Genomic DNA, 22,298 nt, shown 5'->3' on the forward strand with positions numbered 1-22,298 from the left:
ATTTGTAAAAATTGAAAGAACTAAAATAACTTTATAGACTGCGAAAGGCCTCACTATAGTTCAGCATTCACTAGCAAATTTATATTCTTAAGCATATCATGACTCTAAATTTAATTAGGAGGTAAATATGGGGAAATTTAGTAGGTTATTTACTGCCAAGGATATGACAGAGGGTACTCCTTGGAAGAGAATTGTAGAATTTTCAATTCCAATGTTAATAGGGAATATAGCACAACAGTTTTATAATACTGCTGACTCTATTATAGTAGGAAAATATGTGGGAGATAACGCTCTTGCAGCAGTTGGTAGTGCATCTCCAATACTTAATCTTTTACTAGTACTTTTCGTTGGAATTTCAACAGGTGCAGGTATTATGGTGTCTCAATATTTTGGGGCAAAGGATAGGGAAAAGCTTTCTCACACTATAGGGGTATGTATTACTCTTACAGCTATTGCATCAGTAATAATTATGGTTATAGGACCTTTAGTAACTAGACCTTTACTAGTTTTTCTTAATACACCAGCATCTATAATTGATTGGTGTGCAGATTATTTGATAATTTACTTTGTAGGTATTGCAGGGTTTGCTTACTATAACATTCTAGCAGGAGTTTTAAGAGGTCTTGGAGACTCAGTATCTTCCTTAGTGTTCTTGCTTATTGCTACTGTGCTTAATGTGATCCTAGACATTTGGTTTGTTGCAGGCTTTAATATGGGAGTTGCAGGGGTTGCACTAGCTACAATAATAGCACAAGGTGTATCAGCTGTGCTTTGTATTATCAAGTTACTTAAGATGAGAAATATCTTTGATTTAAACTTAAAAATGTTAAAGCCTAATAAGGAATTTTCTGTTAAGCTTATAAAACTAGGACTTCCATCAGGATTTACTCAAGCAATATTTTCTCTAGCAATGATAGTGGTACAATCTCTTACTAATAGTTTTGGTGAGATGGTTATAGCCTGCAATGTTATTGTAATGAGGGTTGATGGATTTGCCATGATGCCAAACTTTACTTTTGGTAGTGCCATGACCACCTTTGCAGGTCAAAATATTGGAGCTAAAAGAATGGACAGGGTAAATGAAGGAACTAAGTCAGGAACTAAGATTGCAGTTGCAGTTTCTACTACAATAACTATTTTGATTTTAGCTTTTGGTAGACCTCTTATGGGAGTATTTACTGACACAAAAGAACTAGTTGATTTAAGTATGCATATGATGAAAATTCTTGCAGTAGGTTATATTGCTATGGCAGTAACTCAAAGCTTATCTGGAGTAATGCGTGGTGCTGGGGATACCATGACACCAATGTGGATTTCCTTAATTACTACAGTTATTCTTAGAGTACCAGTAGCCTATGGAATAGCTTATTTAACTCGTAGTGATCTTTATCCTACAGGAAGACCAGAATCCACTTTTATATCCTTACTAGTTTCTTGGACTTTAGGAGCAGTAATAACTACTATTTTCTATAAAAGAGGAAAATGGAGACAGAAAGGTTTAGTGGATTAAAGTATTTAAGAAGTATTCTTAGGTTATACTTAACCATGTAATGTATGTAATTAAAACATTTTAATTAGAGAGGAAGATTAAAATGACTCCAATAGAGGTAGTTCAAAAACAATTAGATTTTTATAATAGCCATGATTTAGAGGGGTTTGCTTCAACCTATAGTAGTGATATTAAAATTTATAATCTAGGAGAAACTACTCCCTTTTTAAGTGGCATAGAAACCCTGCGCAAAAGATATGCTAAAAGATTTGAAACTCCAGGGTTACATGCAGAAATTTCTAATAGAATTACTTTAGGTAACTATGTTATAGACCATGAAAATGTTACTGTACTTCAAGGGGAAGAAGAAGTTAAAAGTAGCGTTATAGCCATGTATGAAATTAAAGATGATTTAATTATAAATGTTTGGTTTGCAAGAGAGTAACAAAAAAACAAAAGGTATAAAATTCATTTTGAGTTTTATACCTTTTTACATGGAGTAATTCTAAAATATTTATAGACTTAGCTAGTTTTTCTTGATTAATGCTATTATACTTCGATGTTGCGCGTTATATCCACCATACTTAAAATGTAAAAATATCTTGACATTATGAGGAATAATTGTCTTAAATAGTTAAAGCAGCTCCAACTCCACTACTGTATCAATATGGTTAGGAATTGGGTAAGTTGCAGTGTCAATTGGGCCGAAGTTAATGAATAAATCCTTTTCAAATTCCTTAGTGTTCCAGCCGTTGCAAAACTTTATTTCAGAGCCATCGGATAAAAGTCTTGCTTTTTTTACTTTGTCTTTTAAACCTATAAGTGGAAGAGCACCGATATTGCCTTCAAAGATATGAGCATACAACAAGTTTTTATTTTTAGTGTAATAGCCCCACTCAGGCTTTACGAATTGTGACATTTTGCAGTTATAAATCCCTTTGTTATTTTCCTTCATCCACAGTCCAATTTCAGAAAGTAATTGAGAAGCTTCTACAGGAAACTCACCAAGGGCATTGGGGCCTACATTTAAAAGAAGATTCCCGTTTTTACTTACGCACTCCACTAACTTTCTTATAATTTGCTTTGCAGGTTTGTAAAGCTTGTCTGTTGAGCAATATCCCCAATGATTGTTCATGGTAATGCAAGCTTCCCAAGGGATTGGGTTGCCTTCACAATCTGTAACTCCTTCAGGAGGTATTATTTGTTCAGGAGAGGCGAAATCACCAGAATAGATACTAGGGTTTAAAGTTTTAATACTGCCGTAGCTTTCACCACTGGCCTCAAGTCTGTTATCTAGGATTATTCCAGGTTGTAGTGAACGAACCATGTTTACAAGTTCTGTGGCACGCCACTTTTCTCCTGCCATATCATCGTAAGAAAAGTCAAACCACATAATGTCTATATCTCCATAGTTAGTGCAAAGTTCACGAATTTGACCATGCATATAATCAAGATACCTATCAAAATCATGAGATTTATTTTTATAGGCCTCATTGCCGCGCATAGGGTGGTGACGATCCGCATAAGCAAGATAATCCTCATGGTACCAATCAAGCAATGAATAGTATAAGCCTACTTTAAGCCCCTCTGCCCTAAAAGCATCTAGGAATTCTTTTATAAAATCCCTGTGGAGTTTAGTATTAGTAGATTTATAATCAGTTAGCTTAGAATCAAAGAGACAAAAGCCATCATGATGCTTTGCAGTCATTACAGCATATTTCATTCCAGCTTCCTTTGCAGCTTTAGCCCAGAGTTTTGGATTATAATTTACTGGATTAAATTCCTCAAAGTACTGCTCATAGTATTCTTTAGAAATCCTTTCCGAAGATCTTACCCATTCACCTCTAGCAGGAATAGAATATAGCCCCCAATGGATGAACATACCGAATCTTGCATCTTGGAACCATTGAATACGTTCCTTCTTATCATTAATAATGCTCATTTTAATTCCCCCAAATTAATCTAATATCCCATGTTAATTATATGGTAATAAATATAATAGTAATGCTAGATATTAGACTTTTCAATAGTGTTAAGTTATATTTTTATATTTTTTCATAAGGTTATATAACATAATATAGCTGTTCACTAACAGTAATGATATTATTAATAATATCCATTAGTTACCATGATGTGATTTAAGTCACGGTGAGTAATCTTAGTAGTTGGTATAATATCAATGAATTAACTAAATATAAGTTAGGTAAATTTATATAAATGAGGAGGAGTAGAAATGGAAAAAACAAGAGTTGATTTTAGCAAGATGTATTATGGATTTCCTGTTTTTCTTGTAAGCTTTTATGATGAAAAGGGTGTTCCTAACATTACTACAATATCGTCTTCTTATAGTTTAATGGATATGGTAGCTTTAGGTTTTGGAAGAAAAGGCTTTGCTATAAATGAAATTAAAAAGGTTAAAGATTTTGTTATTAACATACCAAATAGAACAATGATGGAAGAAATAGATTTTTGTGGCTTTGCTTCAGGACGTAATGTGAATAAATTTGAGGCATTAAACCTAACTCCTGTTAAATCAGAGGTGGTAAATGCTCCAATAATTAATGAATGTTTGGTGGCTATTGAATGTTCCCTAACAGATGTGATTGAAAATGATGAATATCCTCATATCACTAATATATTAGCAAAGATTAAAGGAAGATGTGTTGCTAAGGAACTTTTAGATGAAGAAGGACATTTAATTTATGAAAGCCTAGATCCAGTTCTTTATGTTGGAGATAGTGCTAAGCGTGCATATAGATATACAGAAAAAAGAACAAAGAACTTTTCTAAAGCTTTCCTAAAGTAGTTTTTTAGGGTTAAGTGGCTAGATGAAGTTATTACACAAATTTTTTATATTGCAAATGATATTAGAAGGTATAAAATTCATTTTGAGTTTCATACCTTATTTTTGTATAATAGATAAACTCAATACTTGCATTTTTTCAACCTAAAAATCTATTGATATTTTAAACAACTTATATAATTACAGTAATTTGAGCCTGATTATCTCCTTGAGAGAAACCATTTTGAGGGTCCATTGAGAATTCAACTTTATTAATTCAGCAATAGTCTCAAAGCTCTAAGTTAGGGAGCTATAGCTTAGATGTATAAATTATTTACCGATAAAAACTCTAAATGAGCTATGAATTAATCTTACATAAATCTTACAAAAACATTACAATATTCTTTTTACTCTTGCCAGTATTACTAAGGGTGATATATTATTATTTAGTGGGGATTGTAGAAAATCTCTAAGGAAAGATTATCTTACTCTAAAAAATTATGATTTTACACTTTAAAACAAGATGTAAAACAGGAGGATCGGGAATGGAAATATTTGAAATATTAAAGGCCATTTTGTTTGGTATAGTAGAAGGAATAACGGAATGGTTACCAATCAGTAGTACAGGACATATGATTTTATTAGATGAGTTTGTAAAACTTAACGTATCTGAAGCTTTCATGGAAATGTTTTTAGTTGTTATACAGCTTGGCGCAATTTTGGCTGTTGTAGTAACCTATTGGAAAAAGCTTTTCCCATTTTCACTTGGAAGAGGAAAATTACTTATTAAAAAAGATATTATGATAATGTGGGTAAAAATTGTTGCTGCTTGTATACCAGCTGCTTTAGTTGGAGTACTGTGGGATGATAAAATAGAAGCCTTATTCTACAACTATAAAACTGTAGCTATAATGCTTATCTTATTTGGTATTTTATTCATAGTTGTTGAAAATAGAAATAAAGGTAAAAAATCAAAGATCAATACAATTTCTCAGATTACTTTTAAGGCAGCTTTAATGGTTGGTTTCTTCCAACTTATTGCAGCGGTATTCCCAGGAACTTCGCGTTCAGGAGCAACTATTCTTGGTGGTATCTTCATAGGCATGAGCAGAACCATTGCAGCAGAGTTTACTTTCTTTATGGCTGTTCCAGTAATGTTTGGAGCAAGTTTGCTTAAGTTAGTGAAATTCGGACTTGCCTTTAGTGGATCAGAGGTAATAATACTACTAGTAGGAATGGTTACTGCTTATGTAGTGTCAGTTGTAATAATCAAATTCTTAATGCAATACATTAAAAATCGTGATTTCAAAATCTTTGGTTGGTACAGAATAGTCCTTGGGGTTATAGTATTACTATACTTTTGGTTGGTATAATGCTTAGAATTTAAGAAAAGGGATTATCCAAAAGCTATATGTAAGGTTAATTTAAAATAAATATCTAGAGAGAAATTAAGATATTTTATGCTTAAAGTTACAACAGGATTTAAATTTATTTATCTAAATATGTGAAGGTATAAAACTTATTAAAGTTTTATACCTTTTAACTATTATTTGGATATATAATATAAAAGAACAACATCAAGAAGAAAGGCTAAGGTAGAGTGGAGACAAGAATACCTTTAAGGCAACCTAAGAAAAAGGTGTAACTATACACAGTATTAATCTTGAGGATTACCAATAGGAAATGAAATATTATAAATGTGCAAAGAGTTTTATAAGGAGGAAAAAATTATGGAAAAGAAAAATATATTAGTATTAACAGGAAGCCCAAGAAGAAATGGAAATAGTGATAAAATGGCAGAAGCCTTTATTAAAGGTGCTACTACTGCTGGTCATGAGGTTACAAAGTTTGAAACTGCTAGAAAGGATATCTTAGGATGTAAGGCTTGCAATACTTGCTGGAGTAAAGGAACACCTTGTTCTTTTGAAGATGATTTTCAGGAGCTAACAACTTTACTTGAAGCAGCAGATGCAATAGTATTTGCGACACCCTTATATTGGTTTAGCTTTTCAGCGCAAATTAAGGCTGCTATTGATAAAATGTATTCCTACTTAGGAAAAGACTGCAAGAGACCTTTGAAAATTAAGGAAAGTGTTCTTTTAGTATGTGGTGGTGATGATGAATTAGAGGTTTTTGAAGGCATAAACACAAGCTATAAAGCAATTGCAAAATATATGAAGTGGCAGGATAGAGGCGTTGTAATAGTACCTGGAGTTAGCGAGAAGAATGATATTGAGGGGACTAAATTCCTTGAAGAAATAGAGAAACTTGGAAAGTCTATTTAATAAAAGTTAATATAAATAATAGAAATAAAGGTTAAAAGCCTCAGTTAAACTTAGCTGGGGCTTTTAACCTTTATGAAGTTTTAATATCCTAAGGACTTTCCTAGGATTATTACTTTTATTCTTCCTTTAATAAATTGGCCTCTGATAATAGTGAAATCATTACAGATTCTTTCAGGACTTTTACAATCTACACAATATCCTAAGGTGGTGCAAGGAGTGTTTTTACCCAATCTTTTAGCATCAATTGGAGCGGCATAGTTTCTAACTCTTTTTTCTGCTGCTTCTATATCCTTAACAATTTTATTTATTCCTGTAACTATAATAACCTGTTTAGGACCATAAAGCATGGGTGCAACTCTACTTCCATTGCCATCAATGTTATAAAGTTCGCCTTCTTCTGTTAGGGCATTGGTACTGCACAGGAAGGTATCGGCAGAAAAATTTTCAATGTAAATCTTCTTTTTCTCTTCACTGGTAATATCTTCTTTATATTTATCTAAAAAGGTATAATTTCCATTACGAAGAAAGCTAATAACTCCTGTTTGGAATAGGGTCATGGAATCACCAACGCCTACTACTGAATTTTCCGTAATAAGTTCTTGTAACAGTTCTTTTAACTCATCTTCATCCTTAATGAAATATCCTTCCATGTTTTTCTTTCTTAAGTTATTAATTGTCCTTTCAACTTGTTTTTCTAAATACCATAAAACGTTATTCTCCATAAAATAAACTTCCTTTCTATGATTATTAGGTCCCAAAATTTATTAAAATGTGGTAGTTTGAAATTTATATAAAGACTTACTCCTATGATTAAGTTACTTCATGTAACAATATAAGGTTTTAAGCTTTTTAGGGGTTTTTTGTTAGTTAAGTAATAAAAATACTTTCTTGATATTTTCACAAATTGCTTTTGATATGTCCCATATTATGTACCAATATCAATTATAAACATTAATCTGATATATTCAATTAGTATAAATGGATGTTTTATGAAAGTTTACATGTGATTTTTATATGACATATCCAATTCAACTTTTTTAGTTAAACAGAATATAAAATACCTAATACAAAGGATTTTATAATTCATTAAAAACATAGAAATCATTATAATTTATTTAAGTGAGAAGTGGATATGCTTATTTCATTTAAGTTAAAAAGTGAAAAAATAAGAATTAATATTATAAACTCTATAAAGGGTTAAATTGATATAAAGAAATTTTTACAATAAACAAATATAACAAATGTTTATTTATATATAGACAAAATAATAATTATATCATATTATATATAATATAGATTAATAAAAAAAAGGTGATGAGAATTATGGAAACAAAGTCAAATGAATTATTTTGGGAAGCCTCAATTGAACAAGTAAAAAGTGGAGTTATAGAAAGTGAGCAAGAGTATACATGTATAGTTTGTGAGAAGGCCTTTGAAAAAGGACGTATCTATGAGATAGATTCTAACTTATATAATGCAAAAAAAGCAGCACAGCTTCACATTGCTGAGGATCATGAGTCCATGCTAAATTATTTGCTACAAATGAATTCAACTTTCACAGGAGTATCTGATATTCAAAGAGAGATTATGACATTAATCTCAAAGGGACTTTCAGATAAAGAAATTGCGACAAGCCTAGGAGTAGCAGGGTCCACAATTAGGAACCACAGATACAAATTAAGGGAAAAGGAAAAGCAAGCTAGGTTATTTTTGGCTATGATGGACTTACTTTCAGAAGGTTCAAATAAGAAAATAAATAAGCTTGAAAAGGAAACCATATGCGATGCCCACAAGTCAGCAACTACCCTAGATGATAGATATAATATTACTGATAAAGAGAAAGTGGACACTATAAAAACCTATATGGATGAAAATGGAGCTTTGAAAAACTTTCCTGTGAAGGCTAAAAAGAAAATAATTGTTCTCGAAGAAATTACTAAAAACTTCTCAAAGGGAAAGATGTACTCTGAGAAAGAAGTTAATAGGGTCTTAAAAAGAATTTACGAAGATTACGTAAGTATAAGAAGAGCTTTAATTGAGTATGGCTTCTTTGAAAGAAAAGATGATTGTAGCTGCTATTGGGTTAAGGAGTAGTAGGAGTTAAATGTGAGGCTTTTAAAGCATGGAAGAAATTAATTATTATTTTAGATTCCCATTATATGTGCAATAGTGATAACAATAGATAAATTTTTAGGAATGTTATATAAGTATTTCTCTTAATTTGAAAAGGGAACCAAAGTAAGGATTTAGCTTATTAAGCGATCCTAAGTTGGTTCCTTTAAAATTTAACTGAAATATGCAATAACGCTTCATCTAAAATCATCATGATACATGTAAAACCATAGCTAAAAATTAATCTATACTATAATCTTCTTTTGCTTCCTCACATACTTTAGCCATATAAGAAAATACAATTTAATATTAGGCTTTATAACCTACAGAAATTAAATCTTAGCAATTGAAAGATAAATATTAGTGCACTATAACTTAAAATTAATTGAGTTAAGCCAGTTTGATACCTCTTCTGGGGCAACAATGCCATTTACAGCAAGTCCAGGTAAAATCACAGCTTCCGAGCATTCTTTGGCAATATCATCTTCTATTTGTGAAAAGCCCCCGCCTCCATGAGTGCAAAAGGGGATTACTGTTTTTCCTAAAAAGTTATGTTGTCTTAGAAAACCCATAACTGGAGGGGCTAATGTTTTAAACCAGTTAGGTGTTCCTATAAATATTGTTTTATAATCATCTATTGATTCATTCCCACTTAATAGTTTTGGGCAAAACCCACGGGAAATTTCACTTCTGACTTCTTTACAAGCGGTGTTATAGTCAAAGGAGTATTTTTTATCTGGTATCAGTTCTCTTATTGTTCCACCGGTTTGTTTTGCTATTTCAAAGGCTAAATTTTTTGTGTTTTCAAAAAGTGAGTAATAAACAATTAGTGTGTCTTTCATAATCTGCCACTTCCTTTCTTAGCATTTCAGTTTATAAAGACATTTATTAATAGGCTATTTAAGGTTTTTGGCATAATGCATAATTGCCTCATAAATAAAGCTACTTAAATCTCTATCACTAAATTGGTTAATGTATTTTTTAAATCTATTATCATTTTTATAAGTATGTGCTATGCATTGTAGTATTTCTCTATCGCAAACCATAGATTTTTCTAGGTGGATTTTCCACTCATTGATTAATTGTTGAACGTCCTTTGATGAAGGATCTTCATTAATTCGTGAGGCTAACTTTTTAAATATGTTTTCCATGTTTTGTGCAAATTCATCTTTGAAAACTTCTTTTTCAGCACCAGATAGTTTTTCTAGGTTTTTCTCATATTCCTTATATTTTTCTGTATCACCATACACTACTTTGGCTTCGCGATAATATTGTTCTTGTAGCGGCAAAACCGTTGAATTTTTAAAAATATCCAAGCTAAATATTTCTTTTCCAGATATATAATCTTCTACGGCATGAATAATTGTTCCTAATCGCTGTTGCTTAAGTATTAAAGTTTGGTAATGCTGATCTAAGACTTTACGCTGTTCTTCCTTAGAAAGCCTCATAATATCCGATATTTCTTTTAAAGTTAGGTCCATTTCTTTGAAAAATAAAATGGTTTGAAGATTTTCTAAATCTTCTATGCTGTAAACCCGATAGCCATTTTCGGCTTTTTCACTTGGTTTTAACAAATTTATTTTATCGTAATAGTGCAATGCTCTTGTGGTTACCCCTGTTATTTTAACAATATCTTTAACATTAAATGATTGTTTTTTCATACCAAACTCCTTTCATAATCTCTGGTACTAGACTATAAGAACAATAATAACCTAAATTTAAGTAGTCTAACTTATTTATAATAAGCTTATAAAGATTCAATATGCTTATATTGTAAACTATGACGTAACGTAGTAGTCAAGGTTAAATTCAAACTAAAAAAAGGAAAGTCAATGAGACTTTCCTTTGTAAATTATATATTTAATAATTTTCTATTTTACTTATTAAAAATTTAATTCTATTCCTTACCTATATTATACCATAAATAAAATTTATTTAACAGTCTTACAGTTTAGTAACTTTTCTTATATTATGTTATAGTGAGCCAAAGTCAACCATTACAATATATGTAATCTAACTAGGTTTCTTAATGGCTTTTTTGAAAACTAATAAACATAAACTTCAATGAAGACAACTACTAAGACTTTTTAAGCATTGTAGTTAATTGAAGGATTAATTGTAAATAGACTAAGATTTAAAACACACATAAATTATTTTATATAAAAATTCCTACTAAAAAGTTTAGTTACTATTTTAATTTATATATGTAATTCGTTTCAAGGAGGTTATAATTTATAAGGTTTCATTTAAAATTAAGTTATTATGGAGGTTTTTATGAGTATTTCCGTTGAAGAAAGAAGCTATGAAGAAAAGCGATTAAAGAAAACTATTGATACTATTAAAGAGCAACTGTCAAAGGCTGAGGACGATATAGAAAGAGCTATAAATGAAGCTAAGGAAATTAAAAAAAGTTTCTGGGAAACACAGCCTATAGTACCTGAGAGCATGTCTGATTTAAATACTATAGTCGATATTACCCAAAATGTTCATGCTGTAAAACGTGAACAACTAAGGCAGGATACAAAAAATGTAGCAATTAAAAAACTTAAAAAACTGTTATCCTCACCTTACTTTGGTAGAGTTGATTTTTTAGAGCAGGGAGAAAGCTCTGAAGATAATATTTACATTGGTGTTGGAACTTTAATTGATGATGATTATGAAATGCTTATATATGATTGGAGAGCTCCAGTATGTAGCTTATTTTATGATAATGAAGAAGGAAAGGCTTCGTATAGATGTCCAGAAGGTACAATAAGTGGGGAAGTCACTTTGAGGAGACAGTTTGGAATTTCTAAGGGACACCTTGATTATGTGTTTAACAGCAGTCTTAAAATTGATGATGATATTCTTCAAAAGACCTTAAGTAAAAGCAGCGATGAAAAGATGAAGACCATAATAACTTCCATCCAAAAAGAGCAAAACAAAATAATCCGTGATGAGGATAACTCTGTGCTTATTGTTCAAGGGCCAGCGGGAAGTGGGAAAACATCCATAGCTCTTCACAGGGTTGCATATATTCTTTATAAGTATGCAAATAAGAATGTGACCTCCGAAAATGTGGTGATTTTCTCTCCAAATGAAATATTTAATGATTATATTTCAGGGGTTCTTCCAGAACTAGGAGAAAATAATGTTTATCAAACTACCTTTATGGAGTATGTTCGAAATTCTCTAAGTGGAAATTTAAGAATTGAAGACTCTAATGAACAAATGGAATATATACTTTCTGCTAAAAGAAATAGGGAATATTATTTAAGAAAAGATAATATAACCTTTAAAACCTCAGTTCTATTTGCAGAAATTATAAAAAGATACGTGGATTATATAGAAAGAGATGGGGTAAAGTTTACTGATATTACCTTTAAAGGGTTCCTAATTATAAAGGGAGAGGAAATCAAGTCTCTTTTCTATACTACTTATAGTAAATGGCCAATGGATCACAGATTTAAGGAAATCATTCAAGATATAGAACAGCGCATTAAACCTGTAGAGAAGGAAAGACTTAAGCAAATTGAAGAGGAACTTAGTGAAAGTGATGATTTTTATGATGATGTTCAGGCTATGAGCAGAGTAAAGCTTAAAAATGAATTGCAGGATTTAAAAGGTTATATTAGACGTACCCTTTCTATAAATCCGCTACGAAGCTACAAGAATCTTTTAAGCAATCACAAGCTGTTTTTAAGCTTAGCTGAGGGTTTAGATTTGCCTTCAAACATTAAGGAAATCCTAACTCAGTCCTTTAATTTTCTTCAAAGTGGCATTATAAAGTATGAGGATATTACTCCGCTGCTTTATATAAATTATGCCCTTGGTTGTGAAAGAGCTATGAATAATATAAAATATGTAATCATAGATGAAGCTCAAGATTATTCACCTTTCCAGTATTTAATCATAAAGAAATTGTTCCCTAAAGCTGGCTTTACCATCTTAGGAGATATAAATCAGTCCATTAATCCTAATGTGAATACCTTAGATTATAATATAATAGCAGATATTTTTGGGGATAAGAAGTCTTCAATTATGAACCTTACAAAAAGCTATCGTTGTACTACAGAAATTTCTAATTTCACAAGAGAAGTTTTAAAAACTTACGACTTTGAAAACACCTATAGACAAGGTGAAAAGCCTAAGGTGGTTCAATCCCTAAATGAAGAAGGAAAAATGGAAGCTGTAATTAAAGATATTGACGAACTAAGAGCTGCTGGCATGGAGTCTATAGGAATAATCTGTAGAACTGCTTCAAAGGCTTCCAAGGTTTATAAACACCTAATGAAGGTTAGAAATAATGAAGAGGAAATATTTTTACTTCAAAAGGATGATTCAGAATTTAATTCAGGGGTAACCGTTACGCCTTCTTATTTAGCAAAGGGACTAGAGTTTGATGGGGTTATTATTGTTGATGGAGATGAAGGAGATTATAAGGAAGAGGGAGAAAGAAAGCTATTTTACACAATTTGTACAAGAGCTCTTCATATGCTTCATATTCACTTTGTTAATAAGCCATCAAGATTTATTCAGGACATAGACCCAAGATTATATACCAGTTCCAAGTCCTTCTAAAATATTTAAGATTTCAATAGGTATAATAAAAAGATGCTTTTAATTAAGCATCTTTTTATATCTTAAAATTCTTTATCACAAAACTGTCTATAAAAGAATTATAACACTGATTTCTAAGAAAAAATGACTATTATGAGAAAAGTTGAATTATTATTAATTGACACAATATTCTAAGTGGTGATATACTAAAAGTGGTTCAAAAATATAATGAACATGTATAAATAACTTTGAGAAGAGGTTGAGGGGATATGTTAAATATTGATAAGAGTACCGTTGACTTTTTAGTAACTGAAAATATGGTTACTGAGGTTAGAGATTTAATGAAAAATCACTTTCCTAAAATTGATGTCATCGTTGATAAGATGGTGGAAAGAAAGATAGACCGTGTTTATTTTGTGGCTTGTGGCTCACCACTTTGTGCTTGTCAAACTACAAAAATGTTATTTGAAAAATACTCAGAGATTTCCTGTGAAGCATACAGCGGCTTTGATTTTTTAGACCACTTGCCAGCTAAGCTGGATGAAAGAACTTTAGTTGTTGGAGTTTCTCATTATGGAAAAACTGAAGAAGTTTACGAAGCTATAAATCATGCTAGAGAAAAAGGCGCTTTAACTGTAGGAATTACTCGTGACTCTAAAAACACACCATTATCTGAAGCAGCAGAATACGTAATTGGCTATGGGGCTGAGTGTATTTGGGAAATTCATTTAATTTCTACCTACTATATTGCTTGCAGATATATAAATGCTATAAAAGAAAATCCAGAGGTAACAAAGATTCTACAAGATATGAAAAAACTACCAGAGGTTTTAGCTGACCTAGTGGTATCAGCTGAGGAAAAATCTAAAGAGTTAGGAATGAAGGCAAGTAAGTGGCCATTTATTTATACAGTAGCAGCAGGTCCTCTTCGTCCACTAGCTTATAAAGAGGGAATTATCACCATGCTAGAATTTACTTGGACTCATGGATCTATGCTTAATGCAGCAGAGTTTAGACATGGACCTCTTGAAGTGGTAGAAAAAGGCGTGCCTTATGTATTTATGCTTGGAACAGATGAATCAAGACATACTACAGAAAGAACTATTAATTTTGTTAAGCAGCTTACTGATGACTACATAGTTTTTGATTATGCAGAGTTAAATTGTGACTTACATCCAATGCTTTCACCTATGGTATTATTTGTACCCTTAGAGTATTTTTACTATTATTTATCAATTAGTAAGGATCACAATCCAGATGACAGACGCTATTATGGGGGCTTAATGAAGTATTAACTTACTTGCAAAGGTATACTATAACCTCCCTAAATAATTGATTATATATATGTTTACCCACCTTAAAAGTACAAGCTATTTGAAGGTGGGTACACTATTTTAGATGGGTTTTCATAAGGAAATTTTATTATTCATTGTGATTTAAAGGATAGAGGTATATTGTCAATTATTTCAAATGTGATATGATGGATTTAGATATGGGAGAGCTTGAGGTATACAAAAGCAACTTCAACATTATAGTGTTAATTTAAGAATGTTGGTTTATAAAAAAACCCCCGAGGAGGCTAAAAAATAAATTTCACTCATGAGTTTAAATCCCTGAATATTTTTTAATATCATAAGTAGTTTGCTTGTTTATAGAGCACAAATATATATATGGTAAGAGGTAGGAATTTATGGAGGATCAATATAAAAATCGTTCTCGAGATGAAGCTATTGAAAAATTAGAATATTATATTCATAAAAATAAGCTAAAGCCTTATGATAAACTCCCTTCTGAAAGGGATTTCTGTGAAATGTGGGGTTTTAATAGAACTACTCTTCGTTTTGCTATTCAAAGGCTTATCATTGAAGGAAAACTATATCAAAAGAAGGGGTCTGGCACATATGTTGCTGAGCCTAAAATTGTAAGGAATCTTCAAAACTTAAGATCTTTATCAGAAGAAGTTATAAATAATGATAAAACTCTTACTAGTGAAGTGCTGGATTTTAGAGTCATAGAGAGTAATAAGGAAACAACGAAAAGTCTTCATTTACCCTTAGGAAAGAAAGTATATGTAATGTCTCGTCTTCGTTTTATAGATGAGGAACCCTTTACTATTGAGACTTCCTTTATGAATTATGATAGATTTTCTAATTTAAATAGTCATGATTTTTCTAAGGAATCTTTATATGCTGTTCTTAAAGAAAGTTATGGAGTAGAAGTTGTAAAAGGTGAAGAGACCATTGGTATAACCTATGCTACAGATTATGAAGCCCAGCTTTTAAATATTGAACCAGGAAGAGCTCTTTTCTACGTTACAGGGGTAGTTTATGATGGAGCTAATGAACCAGTGGAATATTTTAAATCCATTGTAAGAGCAGATAAAATGAAATTTTCAAGTGTATTAATCTAAGAGGTCTCAAAAAATAAATAAGTGAGTATGATTGTCAATTTTGCTTTATACTTGATCAACAGAACCTTTAGATAGCTCTACTATTTAAGGAAGCTATTTCCGTGTCGGCACAAGCTTGCATGTGAACATAAGCTTAATTAGGAATTCAAGATATCCTTTAACGCTTTGACTTGCTATTTATTTTCAGAGGTCTAAAAGGAGAGGGGAGATTTTATGAGACTTGCAACTGTTGGAGATAATTGTATAGATTATTATAGATGCTTTAATAAAGGTTTTCCAGGAGGAAACCCAGTAAATGTTGGAGTTTATTTTACAAGGCTAGGTGGGAAGGCCTCCTATACTGGGGTAGTTGGAAATGATGATAATGGAAAACTAATCATCGAAGCTTTGAATAAAAAAGGAGTAGATACCTCCCATGTAAAAGTATTGCCAGGGAAAACTGCAGTTACTGAGGTAGATCTTGTTGGCGGAGATCGAGTATTTGGGGAATATGATCAGGGGGTTTTATCCCAGTTTAAGCTTTCACAGGAGGATATTGAATTTTTATGTTCCCATGATATGGTGGTTACAGGAATTTGGGGTATGATAGAAGGTGACCTTTATAGGATTAAAGAAAAAGGTTCATTAGTAGCTTTTGATTTTGCCACAAAACTATCTCATCCTATTGTTGAAAAGGCAATTCCTTATGTGGATTATGGGTTCTTTGCCCATGATGAAGGGGACAATGAAGACCTTAGGGGAACAATGAAAAAGCTGCAGTCAAGAGGGCCAAGAGTGGTAATTGTAACTCTTGGGGATAAGGGCAGTATATGCTATGATGGAAAGGAATTTATCACTAGTGGAATAGTGCCTTGTGAGGTTGTGGATACCATGGGAGCAGGAGATTCTTATATAGCAGGCTTTTTAAAAGGTATTCTCCAAGGAGAAAAGTTAAAGAAATGCATGGAGATGGGAGCAGAAAACGCAGCCATTACTTTACAATATCATGGAGCCTGGTAAGCTATTTGTGCTGGTTTGGAAACTTCAGGTTTATCAAGCTTTTAAGATGTAGTGAATTTGTCAAGGAATATTGATCTAATAAAACAAAGTTTTTTTGATGATATGATAGCTTAGACTTAAGTCTTCCTTTGAAGTTATAGATTTAAGGAGATTTATGAGATTTTAATGGGAGGGGTACTTTGAATAAGGAAGAAGTTAATTATGAATCGCCAATTTATTTACAGCTTAGAGAAGTTATTCGTAGTAAAATTCAAGAAGGTGAGTTCCTTCCAGGTATGGCTATTCCTTCTGAAAATCAACTGGCAGAAACCTATGGAATAAACCGGATGACGGTACGAAGTGGTATTGATGCCTTAGTTAAGGAAGGAATTTTAAAAAGAGTTCAGGGTAAGGGTGTTTATGTAGTAGGAAACAAGGTGGAAAGAGATTTAGAAACCTTAGAAGGCTTCACTCAAACTATGAAAAAGAAAAATACAGAGCCTCATACAAAAATCCTTACTAAAATTATAAGAGAAGCTGGAGATAAGTACGCTGCAGTCTTTGGTATCGAATCAGGAGATGAGATTTATTATATTAAACGTATGTGTTACGCAGATAAGGAAACCATTGCTTTAGAAGAAATATTCATTCCAAGGTATATCTTGCCGAAGCTTCAGGACATTGATTTAGGTGTTTTTTCTATCTATGACATATATGATTTTTATGGGGTTAAGATATCAAAGGCTTATGAGACTTTAGATTTGACTGAGTTAGAGCAAAGGGATGCACGAATGCTTGGCATTGAGGGAGATTTATCTGTAATGCTATTTGAGTGTACCAGTTATGATGAAAATAATAGGGTAATTGAGTTTGCTAGGAATTATACCCGTGGAGATAAGTGTAATTTTACAGTTCACTTTAGTAAGTAAAGTGTTCACTTTTGTGAATAAAGAACTAAATAGAATTTTACAGAACACTAGCAATGCAAGATAACTATAATTATGTAAAAGTAGAAGCTTGAATACTGCCCTATGTGAAAGTGGGAATACTTAAACAACTAACCAGAATCTTGCTAGTCATAGTCTACAAAATGTACCAGTTAAGATAGTGCCACCAACAGCATGTGACGCAATCTTAAAAGCTTTCTAGTTAATCTGTGGGTGGCACTTAAATTTTAGGATATAATAAAGTATAAGGCAGGTGATTTTATGTGCGGAAGATTCTTATTAAATACCTCTATAGAGGATTTAAAGGAGTATTACAATATAGTTAAGGAAGTTGAAGAAAAAAGGCAGCAAAACTACAATTATAAAAAGGGAGAAGTTTTTCCTTCAGATATGTCTATGGTGTTACATAATAAGGAGTTAAAGGCTTTATCCTGGGGATTTCCAGCAAAAGATAAGCTTATGATTAATGGAAGATGTGAGACTATTTTTGAAAGGCCAATGTTTGCGCAGGCTATGGAGCAAAGCAGATGTTTAGTGCCAGTAAATAGTTTTTATGAGTGGAAGGAAGGAAGTAAGCATTCTATAAGTATTCAAGGAACTTCTATATTTTCTCTTGGTGGTATAGTTAAGAAGTGCATAATGAAAGATGGAACCCTAGAAGAGAGATTTCTTATTTTAACTACTGAAGCCAATGAAGAAATGAAGCCCCTTCATCATAGAATGCCCCTTATAGTTGAGAAGGCTTTAGAAGAAGAATTTTTGAATCCCTGGACAAAAAAACAACGTATCAAGGAAATATTAGAACCTTATAGTAAAAATAAACTTTTTATTGAATCTCTTAGTGAGGTCACACAACTCTCCCTTTTTTAAAATATGAAATTTAAAGAGCCATGAATTAAGACTAATTAATATCATAAAACAACAATAATAGGAGAGTTTCAATATGGCGTAGCTTTTCATATAATGTACTGAGGTGCATTGATATGAAAGCTATGATGAAAAAAGTGTCCGATTATTTTAAGTCTATTAATTTAGCAACAAAAGTTTTAATTTTAATAGGAATATTTTGTCTTTTAGAGACTGCAATTTCTATTTTTTATTTTGCAGATCAAAGTAGCCCTAATGCTGTGGCAATACGGTCTGTTATGTCCAGTATTTTTGGATTTATTTTTGGAGCACAGCTTACTGAAAACTCTAATATAAATAATAGATATATACAAACAGTAACAGCAAGTAGTGTTGCTATCATTTGCTTATTAGCCTTAACTATAGCTCACTTTACAGGAACAAATCAACTTGGAGCAGCCTCTGTAGAAGTTAGAAATTTAATGTTTTCTGCAATAGGATTTCTAATAAGTAGAGCAAAAAGTTTAGATTAATGAGTTCTAGGTGTTTCTTTAATAAGAATTTGTATGTAAGAAATATATGTGTTTAATTAAATAAGGTATAAAAATAGGTTATACTTTAATTTATACATGAACCTAGATAGGATCTTTTAACAATGAAGAAATAAAGTTATATATATATAAATTTTAGATAAAAGCTTAGAGAATTTATTATTTTCTAAGCTTTAATTTTTTCTATTGTAAGAAATTCTTAATAAATATAATACTTAAATCTTAGAAACTCTATGTTATTATAATTATAGAGTTTTAAGTTAAGAAAACAATGAATAAATTTAAACCGCTTTTGAAGTACAATTAGATTACTAGCTTTAGTTAACAGATAAGCATTTCTTCTAAAGTAAGGGTTTAAAATATGTTTATTAATTATTAAGGTTAAAAGAAAACCAGGGTGAATTTACAAAACATCTAAAATTATACTTTGGTTTATCATAGATTTAGAAGGAATTTTAGTTATTAAGAAAATAATTTATTAGGGTTTAGGAGTGAGTTATTATGTATAATATTCTTGTTGCTGAAGATGAGAAAGAGATAAACGATGCCATTGAAATTTATTTAAAAAACCAAAACTATAATGTTCTTAAGGCTTACAACGGAGAAGAGGCTTTAGAAATTTTTAAAAAGGAAGAAATTCATTTAGTACTTATGGATGTGATGATGCCAAAGCTAGATGGTATAGGAGCAATTATGAGAATAAGAGAAAATAGTAATGTACCTATTATAATTCTTTCTGCAAAGTCAGAGGATATGGACAAAATATGGGGGCTTAACATAGGGGCAGATGATTACGTTACAAAACCTTTTAATCCACTAGAGTTACTGGCTAGAGTAAATTCAAATCTTAGAAGGTATACTAGTTACACAACTTCTGCTGTAGCACAAAAGGAAGACACAATAAAAATAGGTGGTATTGAGCTTAATGATAATAATAAAGAGATACTAGTAGATGGAAATCCTGTAAAAATAACTCCTTTGGAATATAAAATTCTTCATTTGCTTATGAGTAATGCCAATAGAGTATTTTCTATAGAAGAGATTTACGAAAGAGTTTGGCAGGAGCCAGCTTATAGCGCAGATACAGTTACAGTTCATATAAGGAGAATTAGGGAGAAGATTGAAATTAACCCTAAGGAACCAAAATACTTAAAGGTGGTGTGGGGCATTGGATACAAATTTGAAAAATAACAAGGAAAGCCAAGACACAGAAGTTTTTCAAAAAGATACTACTGAGGACAAAGAGAATAAAAGAGTGTTCCAAACTATAGAAAAAGCTTACGATGAAAAAAAAGGAAAGGTAAGGTTTTTTAAAACCAATTTTGGTACTTTAGTCTTTGTACTGCTTTTAACTATAATTTCAGTACTTAGCTATGAACCTATTAAAAATACTTTTTTGATGCATGGTGACAATACAAAGGCTTATTTAGAAAGCCATAACTTCGCTAGTTTTCTAGGAGAATTTACAAATTATATGGAAAGACCTGAGGCTGCAATGTGGCATGATCAAAGGTTTGATGCAGTTCAAAGTATTAAATATTCTATAAAGAGCAAAGATAATCCAGAGGTTAAAACCAACATATCAAATTTTTCAGAGGAAAACTTAGCTAAGTTAAAGGCTGATAGTATATTCTATATTTATTTAAAAACAGATAATACTGGAAGTCCTAGTGTGGAAACTTCATCTAATGTGGAGTTTAATAAAAGTATGTTTTTAAACAACTTGGGGTTAATTAACAATAAGGGTAATAATATTGCAAACTTGGAGGCTATTTATATAATTCCAAATAACTTTGCAAGTTATAATGATCATTTTACTTACAATATGAAGCAATTTAGTTTAGAGCCAAGTCTTTTATTAATTATATGTATTGGTGCTGTAAGTTCCATAATTTTAATGATTGTAGCTCTTGCAATCCCATACTATTATCAAAAGCAGGTTAATTTATGTAACTTTTATAACAAAATGTATATGGAGTTTAAAGCACTACTTTGGTTTGCTTTTGGAGGTTTATTTGTTGTAAGTGTAAGTGCTATGGGGCAGTATTATGATGTTAATGGAGCTTTAGATTTAGTAAACATTATATATAGTGGTAATGCTTATTTTTATCTTATTGGACTGCCAATAACTTTTTTAGTATACCTATTAATATATTTAACCATTGTTTATATTAAATATATTTATCATGAGGGTTTTATTAAGGGCTTTATAAAGAACAGCATCTTTGGTTCAATAGCACTGTATATTTTAAAAAAATTTAGAAATTTATTTAAAAGGATATTTTCATTAAATATAAACGAAAAAGAAGATGGAAAGCTTATTTTGATTCTTATAATTAACCTGTTTGTGCTATGGATTATTGCAGCAACTTCCTTCTTTGGAGTAATCCTAGCAATAATTTACACTGTTTTTCTATTTAGATACTTACAAAACAGTATAAATAGGATTAAAGCCTTGAACGAGGGAAGTAAAGAATTAGCACAAGGAAACTTTGATGTGGTGGTAGAGGAAAACATAGGATTGTTAAATCCTATTGCTTCAAATCTTAATAACATTAAAAATGGTTTTAAGCTAGCTATTGATAAGAAAATTACCAGTGAAAAAATGAAAACTGAGCTAATTTCAAACGTATCCCATGATCTAAAAACTCCATTAACGTCTATAATTACTTATGTGGATTTATTAAGAGGGGAAGACATTACTGAGGAAACCAGAAAAGAGTATATAGATATTCTAGACAGAAAATCTAAGAGATTAAAAATCCTTATTGAAGATTTATTTGAGGCTAGCAAGGCAACTAGCGGCAATCTTGATTTGCAGCTGGATAAATTGGACGTAGTGGCACTGTTTAGGCAAACCTTAGGAGAATTAGAGGAGAAAATAAATAATAGCTCTCTTCAAATGAAAATAACAGCCCCTGACCATAAAGTTTTATGTAACTTAGATGGAAGAAGAACCTATAGAATCTTTGAAAATATTATGACTAACATCTTAAAATATTCCATGGATAATTCAAGGGTTTATATTTCCGTTAAGGAAAATGAAAAGGACGTAAGTTTTACTTTTAAAAATATCTCGGCTTATGAAATGAATTTTACTCCAGAGGAAATTACAGAACGTTTCACAAGAGGGGACAAAGCAAGAAATACTGAAGGTTCAGGTCTAGGGCTTTCAATTGCTAAGAGTTTAACCTTACTTCAGGGAGGTAACTTAGAAATACACGTAGATGGTGATTTATTTAAGTTAAACATTACCTTCCCAAAGGCAAAGTAAATTACTACACTGCCTAATCTATAGATTAGGACAATGAAAGCTTTAAAAATATATAGATCTCAGATAAAAATAGAATTATACAAAA

Annotated in this window: 19 protein-coding genes; 15 read left to right on the forward strand and 4 right to left on the reverse strand. The window is 31.4% G+C overall.

The features are described from left to right. Positions 1–127: 127 nt before the first annotated feature. Positions 128–1,510: an MATE family efflux transporter gene (locus J2Z44_RS05650; RefSeq protein ID WP_021284424.1), complete on the forward strand. Its 1,383-nt coding sequence runs from the start codon at positions 128–130 to the stop codon at positions 1,508–1,510. 82 nt (positions 1,511–1,592) lie between these two features. After that, positions 1,593–1,934 (forward strand): nuclear transport factor 2 family protein, encoded by a 342-nt coding sequence (locus J2Z44_RS05655; protein ID WP_021284425.1) that lies wholly within the window; start codon positions 1,593–1,595, stop codon positions 1,932–1,934. Between the two features lie 189 nt (positions 1,935–2,123). Here the strand turns inward: J2Z44_RS05655 and J2Z44_RS05660 are convergent, their stop codons facing one another. After that, positions 2,124–3,431: an alpha-L-fucosidase gene (locus J2Z44_RS05660; protein ID WP_021284426.1), complete on the reverse strand. Its 1,308-nt coding sequence runs from the start codon at positions 3,429–3,431 to the stop codon at positions 2,124–2,126. A gap of 291 nt (positions 3,432–3,722) precedes the next feature. Between J2Z44_RS05660 and J2Z44_RS05665 the strand changes: the two genes are divergently transcribed. From J2Z44_RS05665 to J2Z44_RS05675, 3 genes are all read left to right on the forward strand, one after another. Then, positions 3,723–4,295 carry a flavin reductase family protein gene (locus tag J2Z44_RS05665; RefSeq protein ID WP_021284427.1) on the forward strand — a complete coding sequence of 191 codons (573 nt, stop codon included), beginning with the start codon at positions 3,723–3,725 and terminating at the stop codon, positions 4,293–4,295. A 521-nt stretch (positions 4,296–4,816) separates the two neighbouring features. Then, positions 4,817–5,644: an undecaprenyl-diphosphate phosphatase gene (locus J2Z44_RS05670; RefSeq protein WP_021284428.1), complete on the forward strand. Its 828-nt coding sequence runs from the start codon at positions 4,817–4,819 to the stop codon at positions 5,642–5,644. Positions 5,645–6,001: 357 nt separating this feature from the next. Beyond that, on the forward strand, positions 6,002–6,556 hold the full coding sequence (locus J2Z44_RS05675) for a flavodoxin family protein (RefSeq protein WP_021284429.1): 555 nt from the start codon (positions 6,002–6,004) through the stop codon (positions 6,554–6,556). Between the two features lie 80 nt (positions 6,557–6,636). Here J2Z44_RS05675 and J2Z44_RS05680 read toward each other — a convergent pair whose 3' ends face one another. Continuing rightward, positions 6,637–7,278, reverse strand: a complete 642-nt coding sequence (locus tag J2Z44_RS05680; RefSeq protein WP_209649402.1) for a lactate utilization protein — start codon at positions 7,276–7,278, stop codon at positions 6,637–6,639. A 601-nt stretch (positions 7,279–7,879) separates the two neighbouring features. On the opposite strand from J2Z44_RS05680, the gene J2Z44_RS05685 reads away from it, so the two are divergent. After that, on the forward strand, positions 7,880–8,650 hold the full coding sequence (locus J2Z44_RS05685) for a DUF2087 domain-containing protein (protein ID WP_021281614.1): 771 nt from the start codon (positions 7,880–7,882) through the stop codon (positions 8,648–8,650). A 386-nt stretch (positions 8,651–9,036) separates the two neighbouring features. Here the strand turns inward: J2Z44_RS05685 and J2Z44_RS05690 are convergent, their stop codons facing one another. Both J2Z44_RS05690 and J2Z44_RS05695 read right to left on the reverse strand, forming a co-directional pair. Next, entirely contained in the window at positions 9,037–9,510 is a 474-nt protein-coding gene (locus J2Z44_RS05690; RefSeq protein WP_021281613.1) for a flavodoxin, read from the reverse strand. Between the two features lie 54 nt (positions 9,511–9,564). After that, positions 9,565–10,329: a MerR family transcriptional regulator gene (locus J2Z44_RS05695; protein ID WP_021281612.1), complete on the reverse strand. Its 765-nt coding sequence runs from the start codon at positions 10,327–10,329 to the stop codon at positions 9,565–9,567. 613 nt (positions 10,330–10,942) lie between these two features. Between J2Z44_RS05695 and helD the strand changes: the two genes are divergently transcribed. From helD to J2Z44_RS05740, 9 genes are all read left to right on the forward strand, one after another. Next, a complete protein-coding gene (gene helD / locus J2Z44_RS05700) occupies positions 10,943–13,228 on the forward strand; it encodes an RNA polymerase recycling motor HelD (RefSeq protein ID WP_209649403.1) in 2,286 nt (761 codons plus the stop codon). Between the two features lie 248 nt (positions 13,229–13,476). Beyond that, entirely contained in the window at positions 13,477–14,502 is a 1,026-nt protein-coding gene (gene frlB / locus J2Z44_RS05705) for a fructoselysine 6-phosphate deglycase (RefSeq protein WP_209649404.1), read from the forward strand. 395 nt (positions 14,503–14,897) lie between these two features. Continuing rightward, positions 14,898–15,617 (forward strand): GntR family transcriptional regulator, encoded by a 720-nt coding sequence (locus J2Z44_RS05710; RefSeq protein WP_021281607.1) that lies wholly within the window; start codon positions 14,898–14,900, stop codon positions 15,615–15,617. A 213-nt stretch (positions 15,618–15,830) separates the two neighbouring features. Then, the gene (frlD, locus tag J2Z44_RS05715) at positions 15,831–16,616 is read left to right on the forward strand and encodes a fructoselysine 6-kinase (protein WP_021281606.1); all 786 of its coding nucleotides are present in this window, start codon (positions 15,831–15,833) and stop codon (positions 16,614–16,616) included. Between the two features lie 179 nt (positions 16,617–16,795). Then, positions 16,796–17,524, forward strand: a complete 729-nt coding sequence (locus tag J2Z44_RS05720) for a GntR family transcriptional regulator (RefSeq protein ID WP_021281605.1) — start codon at positions 16,796–16,798, stop codon at positions 17,522–17,524. A 279-nt stretch (positions 17,525–17,803) separates the two neighbouring features. Next, positions 17,804–18,412: an SOS response-associated peptidase gene (locus J2Z44_RS05725; protein ID WP_021281604.1), complete on the forward strand. Its 609-nt coding sequence runs from the start codon at positions 17,804–17,806 to the stop codon at positions 18,410–18,412. 113 nt (positions 18,413–18,525) lie between these two features. Then, positions 18,526–18,921, forward strand: coding sequence for a hypothetical protein (locus tag J2Z44_RS05730; protein WP_021281603.1), 396 nt, complete (start codon positions 18,526–18,528; stop codon positions 18,919–18,921). A 519-nt stretch (positions 18,922–19,440) separates the two neighbouring features. Further along, complete coding sequence (locus J2Z44_RS05735) at positions 19,441–20,130, forward strand: response regulator transcription factor (RefSeq protein WP_021281602.1); 690 nt, start codon at positions 19,441–19,443, stop codon at positions 20,128–20,130. Next, positions 20,108–22,213, forward strand: a complete 2,106-nt coding sequence (locus tag J2Z44_RS05740) for a sensor histidine kinase (protein WP_245353052.1) — start codon at positions 20,108–20,110, stop codon at positions 22,211–22,213. The genes J2Z44_RS05735 and J2Z44_RS05740 overlap by 23 nt, the downstream gene beginning before the upstream one ends. Positions 22,214–22,298 lie beyond the last annotated feature (85 nt).

The organism is Clostridium punense (assembly GCF_017874425.1).
GTDB lineage: Bacteria > Bacillota > Clostridia > Clostridiales > Clostridiaceae > Clostridium_J > Clostridium_J punense.

Coding starts and splice junctions, on each gene's coding strand:
- J2Z44_RS05670 (WP_021284428.1), top strand. CDS start 4,817: ATGGAAATATTTGAAATATTAAAGGCCATTTTGTTTGGTATAGTAGAA.
- J2Z44_RS05695 (WP_021281612.1), bottom strand. CDS start 10,329: ATGAAAAAACAATCATTTAATGTTAAAGATATTGTTAAAATAACAGGG.
- helD (WP_209649403.1), top strand. CDS start 10,943: ATGAGTATTTCCGTTGAAGAAAGAAGCTATGAAGAAAAGCGATTAAAG.
- frlD (WP_021281606.1), top strand. CDS start 15,831: ATGAGACTTGCAACTGTTGGAGATAATTGTATAGATTATTATAGATGC.
- J2Z44_RS05735 (WP_021281602.1), top strand. CDS start 19,441: ATGTATAATATTCTTGTTGCTGAAGATGAGAAAGAGATAAACGATGCC.
- J2Z44_RS05710 (WP_021281607.1), top strand. CDS start 14,898: ATGGAGGATCAATATAAAAATCGTTCTCGAGATGAAGCTATTGAAAAA.
- J2Z44_RS05675 (WP_021284429.1), top strand. CDS start 6,002: ATGGAAAAGAAAAATATATTAGTATTAACAGGAAGCCCAAGAAGAAAT.
- J2Z44_RS05650 (WP_021284424.1), top strand. CDS start 128: ATGGGGAAATTTAGTAGGTTATTTACTGCCAAGGATATGACAGAGGGT.
- J2Z44_RS05655 (WP_021284425.1), top strand. CDS start 1,593: ATGACTCCAATAGAGGTAGTTCAAAAACAATTAGATTTTTATAATAGC.
- frlB (WP_209649404.1), top strand. CDS start 13,477: ATGTTAAATATTGATAAGAGTACCGTTGACTTTTTAGTAACTGAAAAT.
- J2Z44_RS05685 (WP_021281614.1), top strand. CDS start 7,880: ATGGAAACAAAGTCAAATGAATTATTTTGGGAAGCCTCAATTGAACAA.
- J2Z44_RS05660 (WP_021284426.1), bottom strand. CDS start 3,431: ATGAGCATTATTAATGATAAGAAGGAACGTATTCAATGGTTCCAAGAT.
- J2Z44_RS05690 (WP_021281613.1), bottom strand. CDS start 9,510: ATGAAAGACACACTAATTGTTTATTACTCACTTTTTGAAAACACAAAA.
- J2Z44_RS05725 (WP_021281604.1), top strand. CDS start 17,804: ATGTGCGGAAGATTCTTATTAAATACCTCTATAGAGGATTTAAAGGAG.
- J2Z44_RS05680 (WP_209649402.1), bottom strand. CDS start 7,278: ATGGAGAATAACGTTTTATGGTATTTAGAAAAACAAGTTGAAAGGACA.
- J2Z44_RS05730 (WP_021281603.1), top strand. CDS start 18,526: ATGAAAGCTATGATGAAAAAAGTGTCCGATTATTTTAAGTCTATTAAT.
- J2Z44_RS05665 (WP_021284427.1), top strand. CDS start 3,723: ATGGAAAAAACAAGAGTTGATTTTAGCAAGATGTATTATGGATTTCCT.